14 protein-coding genes are annotated in these 16,316 nt (G+C 45.4%); 11 read left to right on the forward strand and 3 right to left on the reverse strand.

All coding sequences use genetic code 11. The features are described 5' to 3' along the window. Nucleotides 1-114 precede the first annotated feature (114 nt). Nucleotides 115-828, reverse strand: coding sequence for an energy-coupled thiamine transporter ThiT (gene thiT / locus G636_RS18520; protein ID WP_051227003.1), 714 nt, complete (start codon nt 826-828; stop codon nt 115-117). 565 nt (nt 829-1,393) lie between these two features. Here thiT and G636_RS0112540 point away from each other — a divergent pair. Beyond that, entirely contained in the window at nt 1,394-2,065 is a 672-nt protein-coding gene (locus G636_RS0112540) for an HAD-IA family hydrolase (RefSeq protein ID WP_026508337.1), read from the forward strand. Nucleotides 2,066-2,144: 79 nt separating this feature from the next. Here G636_RS0112540 and hflX read toward each other — a convergent pair whose 3' ends face one another. Next, complete coding sequence (gene hflX, locus G636_RS0112545; protein WP_051227005.1) at nt 2,145-3,455, reverse strand: GTPase HflX; 1,311 nt, start codon at nt 3,453-3,455, stop codon at nt 2,145-2,147. 30 nt (nt 3,456-3,485) lie between these two features. Further along, complete coding sequence (gene asnA, locus G636_RS0112550) at nt 3,486-4,496, reverse strand: aspartate--ammonia ligase (protein WP_026508339.1); 1,011 nt, start codon at nt 4,494-4,496, stop codon at nt 3,486-3,488. A 490-nt stretch (nt 4,497-4,986) separates the two neighbouring features. On the opposite strand from asnA, the gene G636_RS0112555 reads away from it, so the two are divergent. From G636_RS0112555 to G636_RS0112605, 10 genes are all read left to right on the forward strand, one after another. Beyond that, on the forward strand, nt 4,987-5,220 hold the full coding sequence (locus G636_RS0112555) for an HPr family phosphocarrier protein (protein WP_026508340.1): 234 nt from the start codon (nt 4,987-4,989) through the stop codon (nt 5,218-5,220). After that, nucleotides 5,192-5,380: a hypothetical protein gene (locus G636_RS0112560; RefSeq protein ID WP_026508341.1), complete on the forward strand. Its 189-nt coding sequence runs from the start codon at nt 5,192-5,194 to the stop codon at nt 5,378-5,380. The genes G636_RS0112555 and G636_RS0112560 overlap by 29 nt, the downstream gene beginning before the upstream one ends. After that, on the forward strand, nt 5,368-7,803 hold the full coding sequence (locus G636_RS18525) for an ATP-dependent DNA helicase (RefSeq protein WP_035779661.1): 2,436 nt from the start codon (nt 5,368-5,370) through the stop codon (nt 7,801-7,803). The genes G636_RS0112560 and G636_RS18525 overlap by 13 nt, the downstream gene beginning before the upstream one ends. Nucleotides 7,804-8,623: 820 nt before the next feature. After that, a complete protein-coding gene (locus G636_RS0112575) occupies nt 8,624-11,296 on the forward strand; it encodes a valine--tRNA ligase (protein WP_026508343.1) in 2,673 nt (890 codons plus the stop codon). A gap of 78 nt (nt 11,297-11,374) precedes the next feature. Beyond that, nucleotides 11,375-12,838, forward strand: a complete 1,464-nt coding sequence (locus G636_RS0112580; RefSeq protein WP_196803109.1) for a bifunctional folylpolyglutamate synthase/dihydrofolate synthase — start codon at nt 11,375-11,377, stop codon at nt 12,836-12,838. Then, nucleotides 12,825-12,986: a hypothetical protein gene (locus G636_RS20575; protein WP_035779662.1), complete on the forward strand. Its 162-nt coding sequence runs from the start codon at nt 12,825-12,827 to the stop codon at nt 12,984-12,986. Before G636_RS0112580 ends, G636_RS20575 begins: the two co-directional genes overlap by 14 nt. Continuing rightward, on the forward strand, nt 12,986-14,401 hold the full coding sequence (locus tag G636_RS0112590) for a tetratricopeptide repeat protein (RefSeq protein ID WP_026508345.1): 1,416 nt from the start codon (nt 12,986-12,988) through the stop codon (nt 14,399-14,401). The genes G636_RS20575 and G636_RS0112590 overlap by 1 nt, the downstream gene beginning before the upstream one ends. A 36-nt stretch (nt 14,402-14,437) precedes the next feature. After that, nucleotides 14,438-14,680: a hypothetical protein gene (locus G636_RS0112595; RefSeq protein ID WP_035779663.1), complete on the forward strand. Its 243-nt coding sequence runs from the start codon at nt 14,438-14,440 to the stop codon at nt 14,678-14,680. Between the two features lie 55 nt (nt 14,681-14,735). Next, nucleotides 14,736-15,113 carry a RidA family protein gene (locus G636_RS0112600; protein WP_026508347.1) on the forward strand — a complete coding sequence of 126 codons (378 nt, stop codon included), beginning with the start codon at nt 14,736-14,738 and terminating at the stop codon, nt 15,111-15,113. Nucleotide 15,114: 1 nt separating this feature from the next. Beyond that, entirely contained in the window at nt 15,115-16,185 is a 1,071-nt protein-coding gene (locus G636_RS0112605; protein ID WP_026508348.1) for a tetratricopeptide repeat protein, read from the forward strand. Nucleotides 16,186-16,316 lie beyond the last annotated feature (131 nt).

A 16,316-nucleotide genomic window follows, 5' to 3' on the forward strand; every position in this document is an offset into this window, starting at 1 on the left:
GGAGAATCAGGATAAATAGCAAATATGGATCACTAATTAAAAGACCACAGAGCATTCCGCGGGTAATGCTCTGTGGTCTTTAATAATACATATGAATGATAATTATAAAAGGGCTTAGCCTTCCTGTTTTACTGCCTCAAGATATCTGGAATCATTTTCACTGGCAATGATCTTGACTCTCACAAGTGCCTTCCTGACAGCGGGAACTGCAAGGATAGCAAGTGTGATAGCGGCTTCAGCCATGATGTAGAGACCGTTATAGGAGAGTGAATAGATCAGTACGCTCTGTCCTTCGGGAGCATACATTCCAAAGAAGACTATTCCTGATAATACAGCAAAGAACATACGTCCTATGATACCTGTAAGGTAGCCAAGGAGGATGCCGTTCTTCTTTTTGGAGAAGAGTCCTGAGAGGCCAAGAGCGCCAAAGGCGAATACATAGTCAAGCAGCATCTGAGGAACGCTGATGATATAGGGATCTATGAGCATCTGCAGGAGTCCGTAGGATACACCTGCCATGATACCGCTTCTAAGGCCGTAGATATGACCTACAAAGCAGATGAAGAACATGGAAAAGAGTGTTACGGAGCCGCCCTGAGGCAGATGGATGAGCTTGATATTGCTGGTCACAAATGCCAGTGCAATGCAGACAGAAGATACAGCAAGCTGACGTGCTGACAGGCGAAACTTATTGTCTTTGCTGGTAAAAAAGCATGTGAGAAATACGGCGAGCAGCATGATGACTACAAAAAGAGTATAGCCGCTGTTGGTGAAAGCGTAGGTAGTATCACCGTATTCATCTACCTGGCTTGTGAAAAAATTGAGCATAAGAATCCTCCCCTGGCCATAGGCCAATCATATTATTGAATGTATCTTGGATCAGCGATCCAAATAATATAGATGCAGAGGGAAATACAGTATCAGAACGATACTGCTAGTCTGTGCTTCCTTACGCCGGTATTACCCGGTTCAAGTAATGAGGGTCGGTCCAAAACTGCAGATTTATGCCGCGGTCTGCCTAAACAGACCTTATTCATCAGCTGGATGCTCATGAACACTGGTGACTAAATCTTAACAAGCTCCGGAACCTTCTCAGCATGGCTCCCCTAGCAACTTCTCATATAATCTAGCATATTGTCATGAGATATCAAATGTGAGTATTGCACAAATAAATCCAAACTATTTGAGCAATCTATACAGAATGCATATTGTCAGACTATGACGAAATAGCGTACATTAATGAAGGCCCCTCTTTGAGAGGCTATTTTTGAGCGGCAAATGGCCCTTTTTTATAGAGCAAAATGGCCTCCTAAGCTCAAATCATAAAATATGTTGCAATTAGTTTGATCATAGTTGATCTGCATGATCTGATCCGCAGACGGGAAGGAAGAATATGCTGAAATATGTATTGTTTGATCTGGACGGAACGCTTACGGATTCCGGTCTTGGTATAACCAAGGCTGCTCAATATGCTCTTGAAGATCAGGGCATCCATGAACCTGATGCATCCAGGCTCTCTTTTTTTGTAGGACCACCCCTTAATGTTACATTCACAGAGAAATATGGTATGGACGAAGCCCAGGCAAAGCAGGCTGTCGCCAAATACAGGGAATACTATATCCCTACAGGTATATTTGAAAATGAGCTCTATGAGGGTGTTCCGGAGATGCTCAGGGATCTGAAGGAGGCTGGCCTTCATTTGGCTATCGCATCCTCTAAGGTACAGAGTCAGGTTATGCGGGTACTCAAGCATTTCGATATAGATTCTTATTTTGAAGTTGTAGTAGGAAGCGAGCCGGACGGCAGACGAAGCGACAAGAGGGAAGTAGTAGAAGAAGCCTTAAGGCAGCTCATGGCCAATGCTGATGAGACTGCTATGGTGGGCGATCGTAAATTCGACATGGCAGGTGCCAAAGCCTATGACCTGATGGCAGTAGGCGTAAGTTACGGCTACGGCTCTTATGTTGAGCTTAGGGCAGCAGGTGCTGACAAGGTAGCTGATTCAGTGGAAGACCTTGGTAATATCCTCTTATCAGCCTGCGGCGCACTCAGGGAAGTGTGTTAATGTCATGAATGATTAGAGCTAATGCAAAAAGGCAAATGAATGTATGATAACATACCGCTTCATTTGCCTTTTTAATATCTTATGATAATAAATATTCTTTATACCTGTTTTGATCTGCTTTTCTAAGAAAAGCAGTGACTTCTATACCATCTTCAAGGTATTTGCTGCTTGTGACCTTACAGCTGTCATTTATCCGGGAGAAGATGTCGCCTCTTTTGTAAGGGATCATGAGACTTACCTGAGTCTCATCTTCTGCCAGGACCTTGTCTATAAGGGAGAGGAGTTCCTCCATCCCTGTGTCGTTTTTGGCTGACATATATATATTATTGTCCCTGACAAAGGGAAGCTCTATCCTGTCTGCTATGTCGCCTTTGTTATAAACATATATTTTGGGCACAGTGCCAGCACCTATCTCATTAAGGGTGCTGTCTGTAACCTCTATATGCCTCCTGTGATCGGGGTCCGAGTAGTCTATGACTTCCAGTATCAGATCGGCATATTTGATCTCTTCCAGCGTGGATCTGAAGGCTTTTACCAGGGAGGTGGGAAGGTCGTCTATAAAGCCTACTGTGTCAGAAAGGAGGAAAGTCCTGTGTCCCTGAGGACTTATCTTCCTCACAGAAGTATCAAGGGTAGCAAAGAGCATATCCTTTTCCATGACCAGCTTGTCTTCATCGCTGCTTCCGGTAATGCCCAGCAGATGGTTCATTAGGGTGGACTTGCCTGCATTGGTATAGCCTGCCAGAGCGATCTTGGGGAAGGGAGAAGAGAGACGCTTTTCTCTTTGGGTTGCGCGTTCTTTGTCCATCTCTTTAAGCTCACGCCTAAGCTCTGCCAGTCTGTGTTCTATATGCCTTCTGTCCAGTTCCAGCTTTTTTTCACCGGCACCCTTTGAAGATTTGGAACCGCTGGCTCCGCCTTGCCTGGTCAGGCCGCTCCTCATATGGGAGAGGCGGGGGAGCATATACTCCAGTCTTGCATATTCTACCTGGAGCAGGGCTTCTCTGGTCCTGGCTCTTTCAGAGAATATCTGTAGTATCAGAGCTGTCTTGTCTATGACCTCGCGGTCTAAGGCTCTCTCCAGGTTTCTGATCTGCATGGGAGTCAGAGTGGAATTGAAGATAACTATATCTGCATCGTCATAGCCTATCCTGGCCTTGATCTCTTCCACTTTGCCGCTTCCTACCAGAGTGGCCTGGTTGACAGAGGGAGAGTTCTGGGTGATCATGGCGCATACCTTCATGCCTGCAGCCTTCGCAAGGCCTTTTAGCTCATTCATGGAGCTTTCAAACAAGTCTGCGTCATCACCGGTGTTTAGTCCTGCCAGGAGGGCTATTATCTCCTTGTCGTCTGATGTGTTATATAATTGTGCTTCTTTTTGATTTGCCATCTTGCTCCTTATGCGTGAGAATAGCAGGTATCACAGGAGCTGTACTCCGTTCTCTTTGCATATTCTCTCTGTTTCTGAAGGCCAAAGTGAGCACTGTACCTCACCGATGTGGGCCTTTCTCAGGAAGAACATACATATTCTGGACTGGCCGATACCGCCGCCGATGGTGTAGGGCAGTTCCTTGTTCAGGATAGCCTTCTGGAAGGGAAGTTCTGCTCTTTCGGTGCAGCCTGCTTTCTCCAGCTGTGTCTTTAAGCTGTTTTCATCTACACGGATACCCATGGATGACAGCTCAAGAGCAATGTCCAGGACAGGATAGTATACCAGGATGTCTCCGTTGAGTTCCCAGTCATCATAGTCGGGAGCACGTCCGTCATGAGGAATGCCTGAAGCGAGCTTGTCGCCGATCTTCATGATGCATACAGCACCCTTTGCTTTGGTGATGTAGTATTCCCTTTCCTTGGGAGTATATTCGGGGAACATATCCTCCAGTTCCTGAGCAGTGATAAAGAAGATGTCCTGAGGCAGGATCTCTTCGATATAGTCATACTTGATAGAGAGATATTTCTCAGTCTTGCGAAGGACGCTATATACACCACGGACTGTTTCCTGGAGGAATTCAATATTTCTGTCGGACTTGTCGATGACCTTCTCCCAATCCCACTGATCTACAAAGATAGAGTGGATATTGTCAGGATCTTCGTCTCTTCTGATAGCGTTCATATCAGTGTAGAGTCCCTTGCCTGTATAAAAGTCGTATTTCTTAAGGGCATATCGCTTCCATTTGGCCAGTGATTGTACGATCTCAGCGTGATGGATATCATCATTCTTGATATCAAAATCTACAGGTCTCTCATATCCATTTAGATTATCATTAAGACCGGAAGTAGGATCTACAAATAAAGGAGCGGATACTCTAAGAAGATTGAGGCGCTCTGCCAATAGTCCCTGAAAAAAGTCTTTGACGGTTTTAATGGCAACCTGTGTGTCATAAAGGTTCAGTTCGGAGTGATACCCCTTGGGAAGCGTTATGTTTTCCATATTTATACACCTTTCTAAAAAATCATAATACTTATTAAAACTCTTTTTCGACCATTGTGCAAGAAGTCATATATATTATTTGTTAATTTTTACTGAACTATCTCTGTATCAGATTAAAGTGGAATTAAAAACAGGGTGATAAAAACGTTTTGTTTTTCTAATATTACAGGCAATATTAAACGAATAAAAGCTGGCGAATTTGGCTATATTACTTAATCTCAGCGATTTTCATCTTGAAAATAATCATAATTTATAAAGTATGCATCAATTTGAACAAAAAATCCGAGAAATTTTGTGAATATGCCCACTATGATTATGGAGTCGGTTGTATATAATGGACTTATGTGAGCCGCAGGGATGCGTGCAGTTATTATCATTACTAAGGAAGTGGTTTTGAAACGGGATATCCCGTATCCAAGGGCTATGTGACGCGAGCACCGCAGATGCCCGGACCATTTTTACCGGTTTCACTCGCAGTATGAGGTTAAAAATGATCGCACAGAAAACAGAGCGTATTATCAGGCTTGAACCCTCTGAGGTCAGAAACTTCGTCAGAGAGGCAGAGAAGTGTCAGTTTGACATTGATGTCAGCTATGGCAGCATCATCGTAGACGGTAAGTCCATTTTGGGCATCCTCGGTCTTGATATGAGGAAGAATCTTACAGTATCTTACTACGGTGAGAGTAGAGAGTTTGATGAATATCTTGACAGGCTGGAAGCTTGAAGATTATTATAAATACGACGATCACGACTTTAAAAAGACCCGCTTTGACGGGTCTTTTTACTTATGTAATAAAGAGGAGATCAGAGTTATGCCATATATGCTGCCGTCGCTGATTTATAAGAGGGCAGCCCTGGAGCAGGACAGACTATGGACTTTGTAGAGATTTCAGTCAGGACCCTGGTGGGCTTTATCATGCGCAGCGGGGATATCGACAACAGATATCACGGGAGTACGGAGGATGCCATGCAGCGCGGAGGCCGTATCCATCGCAAGATCCAAAAGATGCAGGGACCTTCTTATCGCAGCGAGGTCTCTCTTTCTTATACTTATTCCGCATCCAAATATCAGATCCTCATAGAAGGCAGAGCAGACGGCATCCTGGAAGAAGAGGGCAAGGTCCCTATGATAGATGAGATCAAGGGTACCTTTAAGAAGCTTGAAACCATGAAAGAGCCTGAAGGAGTACATCTGGCTCAGGCCAAGGTTTATGCTGCCATCTACCTGTTGACCAATAAGCTTCCTGAGATCCGTGTGAGGATGACCTATTGCAACATGGACACAGAAGATATCAGGTACTTTGAATATGAATACAAAGCAGTGGACCTTACTGCCTGGTTTAAGGATCTGATCGGGAAATACAGGCTCTTTGCTGATCATAGTGCCCGCTGGGCGGAGCTACGCAACGAGTCTATAAGGAATTGCAAATTCCCTTATCCATACAGAGCAGGGCAAAAAGAGCTGGCAGCAGGTGTCTACAGGACCATTGCCCGGGGCAAAAAGCTCTTTTTGGAAGCTCCTACAGGTACAGGCAAGACCCTTACTGTTATGTATCCTGCCATTCAGGCAGTAGGCCAGGGCAAAGCTGAGAAGATATTCTATCTCACAGCTAAATCCGTTACAGGGGCTGCTGCAGCTGATACTGCAAGGCTCCTTCGTGCAGAGCAGGGGCTTCGTATGAAAACTGTGATGCTCACAGCCAAGGACAAGATATGCCTGAAGAAGGGCGCAGCTTGCAATCCGGATGAATGCCCCTATGCCAAAGGCCACTTTGACAGGGTCAATGATGCCATGTATGACATGATGACCCATGAAGACAATTACAGCAGGGAAGCCCTTCTATATTATTCTGAAAAGCACAAGGTCTGTCCCTTTGAATTTTCCCTGGATATGAGTCTTTTTGCAGATTTTATCATCTGCGATTACAACTATGTCTTTGACCCTTTTGTATATCTCAAGCGCTATTTTGCTGAGAATGTAAAGGGCAGCTATATATTCCTTGTAGATGAGGCCCACAATCTCTCTGACAGAGGAAGGGATATCTACAGCGCTGATCTTATCAGAGACCACTACCTGCTTATCTCATCAGAGCTTAGTGATCTAAAGGTCAGCTTTAAGAGCCAGCTCACCACTATAGTAAATACCTTAAACAGCCTCTATGATGCCTATACAAAGCCCGGCTTTATTGACTCCATTGAAGATATCATACAGAAGCTGGACCGCCTGGCAGGCGCCATATCCGCATATCTTGATGAAGACAAAGAAGCAGGTCCCATGAGGGACAGGATACTTGATCTCTACTTTGAAGTCAGGAGATTTCTCACGATCTATGATCTGATGGATGAGAAATACAGGATCTATGAGGAAGAGGATGACGCCCTGGGCTACCGCATCAGGCTCTATTGTGTGGATCCTTCCACCAATCTGGCAGCCTGTATGGACAGGGGAGTGTCTTCCATACTCTTCTCGGCTACCTTCCTGCCTATACAGTATTACAAGCAGATATCAGGCGGAAGTCCGGATGATTATGAGATGTATGCCAATTCCGTATTTGATCCTTCTGCCAGAGGGCTGATGATAGCTTCGGATGCCACAAGCCGTTATGCACAGAGGGGGCCTGAGCAGTATGGCCTGGTAGCTGATTATATACATAAGATATCCACAGCCAAAAAGGGCAATTACATGGTGTTCTTCCCTTCTCATGCTTACCTGGAAGAGGTTTATGAGTCATATATGGACAGATATGCTGATGACGGCTTTAAGATTCTGGCTCAGGGCTATGGTATGAATGAAGAGGAGAGGGAAGCCTTCCTTGGCTACTTTAGTGAAGGCAACAACGTGGACCTGTCAGATATCATAGACATGGATGTGGAATATGTGGAAGATGAGCCTGTCATAGGCTTTTGCGTCATGGGAGGGATATTCTCCGAAGGTGTGGACCTTAGGGGAGACAGCCTCATAGGAGCGCTCATAGTGGGCTGCGGTATCCCTCTTGTATGCAATGAGAGGGAGGTCCTTAGAAACTATTTTGATGAAGCGGGATTTGACGGATATGATTATGCCTACAGATTTCCGGGTATGAACAAGGTCCTGCAAGCGGCAGGCCGTGTTATCAGGACCGAGCATGACAGGGGAGTGGTGGCACTTCTTGATATGAGATTCCTCCAGCCATCCTACAGAAATCTCTTTCCCAGAGAGTGGAAGAAGATCAAAAGGGTATCGACCGATTCGGTCAATGAATATTTGGAGAACTTTTGGTCAGTAAATACGCGGCTTTCAGAAGATGGCTCATCTAGTCCGGAGTAAAAAATCATAAAAAGCACAATAAAGGTTTACATAATGTAATAGTTATTCAACTTATGTAAACCTGTAGATTGTATCAAATTGTTTTTGTTGAATATACAAATATACATTATTTAGTTCAAAATAACAGAAAAGCGATAAAAACTGACATATGTGTCGTTGTGGATAACTCTGTGGAATTTGGGGATTACTCGAAAAACGATGTCGAAAAACCGCATAAATAAGCATAGCAATCTATCTCATTAAATCGTACACAAGTTGAAGCGTTAAATGATCCGGTACCGGGTTGGTCAATGAAATTATGTAAACCATTTCGCCACTGACACGTATGTCATAAATATGATTTGTATATTGATATGAACAGTAACCTTATTGCAGCTTAACAGCAGCTTGACAAGCATAGCTATTGTGAATAAGATATATGGTAATTAAATGCCTGCGGATTGTTGCAGGCAGTATAAAGGCGAATAAAAGAAGAGTAGAGACATCCTGTGATCTCCAGAGAGCGTTCGATAGGCTGCAAGAACGTGTTCGCAGAGTCTTGAAGGTAGCTTTTGTCAGGATGGTATCCTGATAGCCGATCTGCTCAGAAAGTCTTTTTTTTATCCACATAGGCAAGGCAGATCCGGACTCCTCCGTTAAAGGGTTAATGAGCATCGGGATATATATTTTTTTCTCCCGGTGGAAGCAAGGTGGTACCGCGTAGATTACGCCCTTGGCCGAACTGAAAATCGGCTGAGGGCTTTTTTGTACACAAATCCGTACAAGGAACATATCCAGGATGGCCCTCCGGCCGGCAATCACAGGAGGTAAACTAAGGAAAATGAAAAAAGAACTGGAAAAAACCTACAATCCCAGTGAGATAGAGGGTCGCCTCTATTCAAAATGGGAAGAGAAGAAGTACTTCCATGCGGAAGTAGATGAGACTAAGAAGCCTTTTACCATTGTGATCCCGCCCCCGAATATCACGGGTAAGCTCCACATGGGTCATGCTTTTGACCAGACTCTGCAGGATATCCTGATCAGATGGAAGAGAATGGAAGGCTACAATGCTCTCTGGCAGCCCGGTACTGATCATGCCTCTATCGCAACTGAGGTACGTATTACCAACGAGCTGAAGAAGCAGGGTATTGATAAGAGGGAACTGGGCAGAGAGAAGTTCCTGGAGAAGGCCTGGGAGTGGAAGAAGGAGTACGGCGGCACCATCGTATCTCAGCTCAAGAAGCTTGGTTCATCCTGCGACTGGGACAGAGAGCGTTTCACCATGGATGAAGGTTGCAACGAGGCCGTAACCGAAGTATTTATAAAGATGCATGAGAAAGGCTATATCTACAAGGGATCCAGGATCGTTAACTGGTGTCCTGTATGTAAGACATCCATTTCTGATGCAGAGGTAGAATACGAAGAGCAGGCAGGACATCTTTGGCATATCAAGTATCCTGTTATTAATGAGGACGGCAGCATCTCTAATACAGATTTTATTGAGTTTGCTACTACACGTCCTGAGACCATGCTGGGCGATACAGCTGTTGCTGTTAATCCCGAAGATGAGAGATACAAGAGCTTCAAGGGCAAGAAGGTCCTGCTTCCTATAGTAAACAGAGAGCTTCCCATTGTTGAAGACGAGTATGTAGATATGGAGTTTGGAACAGGTGTAGTTAAGATCACTCCTGCTCACGACCCTAACGACTTTGAAGTAGGCAAGCGTCATGGCCTGCCTGAGATCAATATCCTCAACGATGATGCCACTATCAATGCAAATGGCGGCAAGTTTGAGGGAATGGATCGTTATGAATGCAGAAAGGCCATTGTCAAGGAACTGGAAGAGATGGGCCTTCTCGTAGAGATCGAAGACTACTCTCATAACGTAGGAACCCATGACCGCTGCAAGACTACTGTAGAGCCTATGATCAAGGCACAGTGGTTTGTAAAGATGGATGAGCTGATAAAGCCCGCTGTCAAGGCTATCAAAGAGGGCGAGATCAAGCTGATCCCTCCGAGAATGGATAAGATCTATTACAACTGGACAGATAATATCAGAGACTGGTGTATATCCAGACAGCTCTGGTGGGGACACAGGATCCCTGCATATTACTGCGATAAGTGCGGTGAGGTTGTTGTATCTAAGGAGATGCCCACTGTATGTCCTAAATGCGGCGAGAGCCACTTTACACAGGATCCCGATACTCTGGATACATGGTTTTCATCAGCCCTTTGGCCCTTCGAGACACTGGGATGGCCTCATGATACCAGGGAACTGAAGTACTTCTTCCCTACAGATGTGCTTGTAACAGGCTATGACATCATTTTCTTCTGGGTTATCAGGATGATCTTCTCCAGCTATGAGCACATGGGAACCTATCCCTTCAAGACAGTTCTTTTCCACGGATTGATCAGGGATTCTCAGGGCAGGAAGATGAGTAAGTCACTGGGCAACGGTATCGATCCTCTTGAAGTGATCGAGAAATACGGCGCCGATGCCCTGCGTCTGACTATTGTTACAGGTAACGCACCCGGAAACGATATGCGTTTCTATAACGAGAGAGTAGAGAACAGCAGAAACTTTGCCAATAAGGTATGGAACGCTTCCAGGTTCATCATGATGAATATGGAAGAGGGTGCACCCTCAGCTATCCACCAGCCTATGCCGGAGGGCCTTGAAATGGCTGATCACTGGATCCTGTCCAAGCTCAATAATACTGTAAAGGAAGTTACCGAGAACATGGACAAGTTTGAGCTTGGTATCGCTGTTCAGAAGGTATACGACTTTATATGGGATGAGTTCTGTGACTGGTATATCGAGATGGTCAAGCCTCGTCTCTACAATTCAGATGACAAGGTATCCCATGAAGCAGCGCTTTGGACTCTCCAGAGAGTACTTATAGATTCACTTAAGCTCCTGCATCCTTATATGCCTTTTATTACAGAAGAGATCTTCTGTACCATTCAGGACGAGGAAGAGTCTATTATGATCTCTGACTGGCCTGTATACAAGGATGAATGGAATTTTGCAGATGATGAAAAGAAGGTTGAGATCATCAAGGAAGCTGTTCGCGGCATCCGTAACGTAAGGACACAGATGAACGTAGCGCCTTCCCGTAAGGCCAAGGTATTTGTTGTAAGTGATAATGCTGAGAGTCTGGATACCTTTGAGAGCAGCAAGCTCTTCTTCCAGTCCCTTGCATATGCTTCAGAAGTAGAATGCCGGAAGGATAAGGCAGGCATCCCTGAGGATGCGGTATCTGTTGTATTGGCAGATGCAGCTTTATATATGCCTTTCTCAGATCTGGTAGACATCTCAGCTGAGATCGAGCGTCTCACCAAGGAGAAGAAGAAGCTGGAAGGCGAGCTAAAGAGATCCCAGAGCATGCTCAGCAATGAGAGATTCCTCTCCAAGGCTCCTGCAGAGAAGATCGCGGAAGAGAAGGAAAAGCAGCAGAAATATCAGCAGACCTTCGACCAGATATGTGAGAGACTGGAGCAGCTGGGAAAATAACTATTTTGTAAACTAATCCAGGCTAGGCAGGATATAGTCCTTCCTAGCCTGAATTTAAAGGCGGCATATATGATGGATATGCCGCCGCAGATCAGACAGGATATGGAGGAAGAAATGTCTCCGGATAACGAAGATGAGCTGCTAAGCTCAGTTGATAAGATAAGGGGAATGTCTTTGGAAGGAAAGTCGGGTATGGGCCCCGCCGAAGATTTTCTTAATTCACTTGGGAGGTTTACAGTCAAGCATAGCTATGAGGCGACTGTGGACTTCCTTCATTATATTGGGGATCCCGACAGAGAGATGAAGATCATACATGTGGCAGGGACCAACGGCAAGGGCTCTGTATGCAGCTATCTGACTTCCATTCTCAGGGCTTCAGGCTATCATGTGGGGACCTTCACATCTCCCCATATTGTAGATATCAGAGAGCGCTTTGCCATAGATGGGAATATGGTCAGTGAGAGCGGCTTTTTGGACGCTTTTAAAGAGATATTATGCAGAGTCATGGCTTACAGAGCGTCGGATATCAAGAGAGCTGACTATTTTCCTACTTACTTTGAATATCTCTTTTTTATGGCCATGGTGATATACAGGGATGAGCCTGTGGATTATCTGATCCTGGAGGTGGGCCTGGGCGGCCGCCTTGATGCCACTAACAGTGTGGAGACTACTCTTTTGTCTGTCATCACTGAGATAGGCCTTGATCATATGCAGTATCTGGGCGAGAGCTATGCCCAGATCGCAGGGGAGAAGGCGGGCATCATCCGTAGAGCTACTCCTTTGGTATTCTTTGACAAGAGGCCTGAATCCACAGATGCGATCCTGCATAGGGCAGAGGAGCTTCATGCTCCCTTCAGGAGAGTGTCAGCTTCCATGATAAAAAGAATATGCCCGGGAAGCCTGGAAAATAGGGATTCTAAGGCAAAAGGCACTTTGGGGCGGATTGATTTTTGCTATGAATCTGAGTATTATAAATATGTTAGCTTGACTCTGAATACATATGCTTCATATCAGATGGAAAATGCTGCTCTTGCCGTTACTGCGGCTGAGGAACTGGGCAGGATGGGAGCTGATATAAGCGAAGAAGACATTGTAAAAGGATTGGCTAACAGTTTCTGGACCTGCAGAATGGAGGAGCTTTATCCCGGTTTCTTTGTGGATGGGGCTCATAACGAGGACGGTATGACAGCTTTTTTGTCATCTGCCGGGGAGATAGACTGCATCGGTCGTAAACACCTTATTTTTGGCGTCGTTGCAGACAAGCAATATATGAATATGGTCTCCATGATCCTGGGCAGCGGAGTGTTTGATACTATATCCGCAGCTGTCCTGGGAACAAGCAGAACGGTCTCTGAAGAAGAGTTAAGGAAAGCATTTGAGATTGGAAAGGATACCGGCTGCAGTGTCAGCTTTTTTGATGATGTTAAAAGTGCAGTTGACTATGTAAGGCATATGGCCGGCAAAGAAGATCAGATTTATGCCGCAGGATCCTTGTATCTTGCGGGACAGATCAGGGAGATGATAGTCGATGATCAATTTTGAAGAAGAACTGTCTAATTTCAAGCCCAGTCTTGAGATAGAAGAGGCAGAGGATCTAATAAAGAACCAGAATCTGGATGATATGTCAGATATCCTGATAAGACTTATGAAGGAAGCAGAAAACGGCGGTAACCAGAGAGGAAGAACCTGATGATATGTTATAAGTGTCAGAGCGTTCTTGGGGAAGGTGACCACTGTCAGGTCTGCGGAGAGTATGTAGGTCTCTATAAGAAGGTTGTCAGCTTATCTAATGTGTATTATAACGACGGACTGGAAAAGGCAAGTGTGCGTAATCTCTCCGGCGCTGTAATATCCCTTCAGCAGAGCATCATGCTCTACAAGAATAATATAGCCGCCCGCAATCTTTTAGGGCTGGTCTATTATGAAATGGGAGAGGTTGTAGCAGCCCTTACCCAATGGGTCATTTCCAAGAACCTGGAAACAGAAAACAATCCTGCTGACGAATTCATGAATGAGCTCAGAATGTCACCTACAAGGCTGGACGCGCTGAGCCAGAACATGAAGAAGTATAACGTCGCTCTGAAATATTGCAGGGATGGCAGTCTGGACGTAGCTGTGATACAGCTCAAAAAGGTCCTTTCTTCCAATCCCAGATTTCTTGCTGCCCATCAGCTGCTGGCACTTCTATATATGAACAGCGGCAGCTATTCCAAAGCGGAAAAGGAACTGAATAAAGCGCTGGCTATTGATAACGGCAATACACTAACCCGCCGATATCTGGCTGAGACATCCAAGATGCTCAGTCCCGGATCGGTGGATGATTCTCTGGCACCTGCTCCGGACAGACAGGAAGATGTAAGAGAGTATGTCAGCGGCAATGAGACTATTATAGAGCCTGTTGCTTCCAGACAAAGGGGGACAGGAGTGTCCATTCTTGGTATATCCATAGGTATACTTCTGGGGTTATTCACAGCTCTCTTTCTCATCCTGCCCCAGAGGATAGAGAAGATCAATCTGGAGGCCAATAAGAAAATAGCAGAGTTTTCTGAGGAAGCAGGTTCCAGGTCGGCTCAGCTCTTGGATAAGGATCATGAGATAGAGGGACTGAATGCTGACATCGAAAAGCTTCAGGCAGAGATAGACTCTTATGAGGGTACAGATGAGACAGTAGAATCCATGAGTCAGCTGTTGGCTGCCGGAAGGGCTTATATTACGGATCCCGCAGACTTTGAGAATATAGGCGCCCACCTTGACAAGGTAAATGTATCTGAGGAAGAGTCAGACAGCCCTGATGAACAGACTGCCTTTTACCGGGCGCTCCTTGAGGTCTGCGGCGTGGGTCTGGGTGATTATTATTACAGGTCCGGCTATGAAGCTCTGGAGAATCAGGAATATGACAAGGCAATCGCTGATCTGGCAAGGTCTGTTAAATACGACAGCACTAATACAGCAGCTCTCTATTTCCTGGGCAGCAGCTATTATGAGAGCGGAGAGCTGGATGAAGCAAGGAAAATCTATGATCAGGTCATGAATGAGTTTCCTGATACCAGATATGCCAATAATGCGGAGACCCGCATAGCAGAGATCAATAATCTTGGCGATTAGTCATGAGAGGAACGGATAGTAGAATTGAAACGAGAAATGCTTTTTAAGATGGAAAGGCCGGGCCTGTTGAAAGAGGGAGACAAGATCACTGTGACAGAAGGCCTGCTTCCCAGTAACTATTACTATACTATCAATCCTGCACTGGCCATGAGCGGCAACTATCCCTTCAATCAGCGCATGCTGGCAAGGGAGGGTGTGGTCACCAAAGTGGAAGAGAATTCAAGAGGCTTCTATGTGACTGCTGTATTTGAGGAAGAGGAAGAAAAGAAGCTCTTCTGATCTCGCAAACAGACCAAATGTGCAGAATAGAAATAATAAATTGGAGGACAGTAACATGAAAAAAGTATCTACAGATAAGGCACCCGCAGCAATCGGCCCCTATTCACAGGGCATAATCGCAGGAGATTTTCTCTATGCTTCAGGTCAGATCCCGATCATTCCCGAGACAGGCGATCTGGAGACAGGTGATATCAAGGCTCAGGCAGATCAGGTATGCCGCAATATCGGCGAGATCTTAAAGGCAGCAGGCACTGACTACGAGCATGTTGTAAAGACTGTATGCTTCCTTGATGATATGGGCGATTTTGCTGATTTTAACTCAGTATATGAGAAGTATTTTACAGGCAAGCCTGCAAGAAGCTGCGTGGCAGTCAAGACTCTTCCTAAGAATGTATTGTGCGAAGTTGAGATCGTTGCATACTTAAAGGACTAATATGGGTAAAAGATTTCTGTCCGCCTTGTGCATCATTTCACTGAGCCTGGCAGGCCTTAGCGGCTGCGGGGAAAGTGATGATGCTATTAAGGCCGGCATGACGGATATTAAAGACCATAAATATGCAGAAGCCGTGACAGGCTTTAATACAGCTATGGAAAACGGTTCCTCTAAAAGATCCTGCCTTAGAGGGCTGGGGATCAGCTACCTGGAGCAGTCCATGTATCCTGAAGCTGAAGACTGTTTCAAAAGGGCCCTGGGCGCAGGCAGCGGCATCCCGGATTCCATGGATTTTGACATAGCCTACTATCTGGCCAAGACTCTTCAAAAACAGGACAGATATGAGGAGGCTGTGTCTGTTTATGATGCTATCCTGGACCTTAGACCATCTGAAAGGGATGCGGTCTATCTAAGGGGTGTATGTCGTCTGGAGCTGGGAGATCATGACAGCGCCCTGTCAGATTTTACAAAGACCATATCCATGGATAATGATGACTATGACAGGATAATAGCCGTATATCAGCAACTGGCAGATAAAGGCTATGAAGAAGAAGGACTGGGCATACTCCAGGGAGTATGGGATCCTGATCATATGACCAATTACGAGATGGGACAGATCTCTTATTATCTGGGCAATAATGCCCAGGCTCAGAACTATTTGGAACTGGCTAGAAGTGAGAAGACCACTTCAGACAAGACTCCTGTAGTCATGCTCCTAGGTAAGACAGGAGAAAAGCAGGGTGACTTTAACTATGCGGTCAGCGTCTACAGATCATTTCTGGAAGAACATCCGGACAATGCCGCTATCTATAACAGGCTGGGCATCTGCGAAGTCAAAATGGCAGAAAGTATGGGGGACAGCTCTTATTACGAAGCTGCCATAGCAGACTTTGAAGCCGGAATCGCTTTGGGTGACCCGGATGAGGCTATGTCTCTGCTGCGCAATCAGATCACTGCATATGAATATATGGGCGATTTTGCTACAGCCAAGAATCTGATTGCTGCTTACCTGGAGCAATACCCTGATGACAGGGATGCAGCCAGGGAAGCTCAGTTTCTCTCTACCAGGTAGGCGGTAAGTTCTTTGCTTTGGCTTTAAAAAAGTGGGCTCTTGGGGACGGGGTCAATGCCATTTAGATAAGGATTTCCCGTCCCAATCCTATAGTTACAATTAAATATATTACTGAAATCAGAGGTGAAATA

The organism is Butyrivibrio sp. MC2013, from assembly GCF_000424585.1.
Taxonomy (GTDB): domain Bacteria; phylum Bacillota; class Clostridia; order Lachnospirales; family Lachnospiraceae; genus Butyrivibrio.

Coding starts and splice junctions, on each gene's coding strand:
- thiT (WP_051227003.1), bottom strand. CDS start 828: ATGCTCAATTTTTTCACAAGCCAGGTAGATGAATACGGTGATACTACC.
- G636_RS0112540 (WP_026508337.1), top strand. CDS start 1,394: ATGCTGAAATATGTATTGTTTGATCTGGACGGAACGCTTACGGATTCC.
- hflX (WP_051227005.1), bottom strand. CDS start 3,455: ATGGCAAATCAAAAAGAAGCACAATTATATAACACATCAGACGACAAG.
- asnA (WP_026508339.1), bottom strand. CDS start 4,496: ATGGAAAACATAACGCTTCCCAAGGGGTATCACTCCGAACTGAACCTT.
- G636_RS0112555 (WP_026508340.1), top strand. CDS start 4,987: ATGATCGCACAGAAAACAGAGCGTATTATCAGGCTTGAACCCTCTGAG.
- G636_RS0112560 (WP_026508341.1), top strand. CDS start 5,192: ATGAATATCTTGACAGGCTGGAAGCTTGAAGATTATTATAAATACGAC.
- G636_RS18525 (WP_035779661.1), top strand. CDS start 5,368: ATGGACTTTGTAGAGATTTCAGTCAGGACCCTGGTGGGCTTTATCATG.
- G636_RS0112575 (WP_026508343.1), top strand. CDS start 8,624: ATGAAAAAAGAACTGGAAAAAACCTACAATCCCAGTGAGATAGAGGGT.
- G636_RS0112580 (WP_196803109.1), top strand. CDS start 11,375: ATGCCGCCGCAGATCAGACAGGATATGGAGGAAGAAATGTCTCCGGAT.
- G636_RS20575 (WP_035779662.1), top strand. CDS start 12,825: ATGATCAATTTTGAAGAAGAACTGTCTAATTTCAAGCCCAGTCTTGAG.
- G636_RS0112590 (WP_026508345.1), top strand. CDS start 12,986: ATGATATGTTATAAGTGTCAGAGCGTTCTTGGGGAAGGTGACCACTGT.
- G636_RS0112595 (WP_035779663.1), top strand. CDS start 14,438: ATGCTTTTTAAGATGGAAAGGCCGGGCCTGTTGAAAGAGGGAGACAAG.
- G636_RS0112600 (WP_026508347.1), top strand. CDS start 14,736: ATGAAAAAAGTATCTACAGATAAGGCACCCGCAGCAATCGGCCCCTAT.
- G636_RS0112605 (WP_026508348.1), top strand. CDS start 15,115: ATGGGTAAAAGATTTCTGTCCGCCTTGTGCATCATTTCACTGAGCCTG.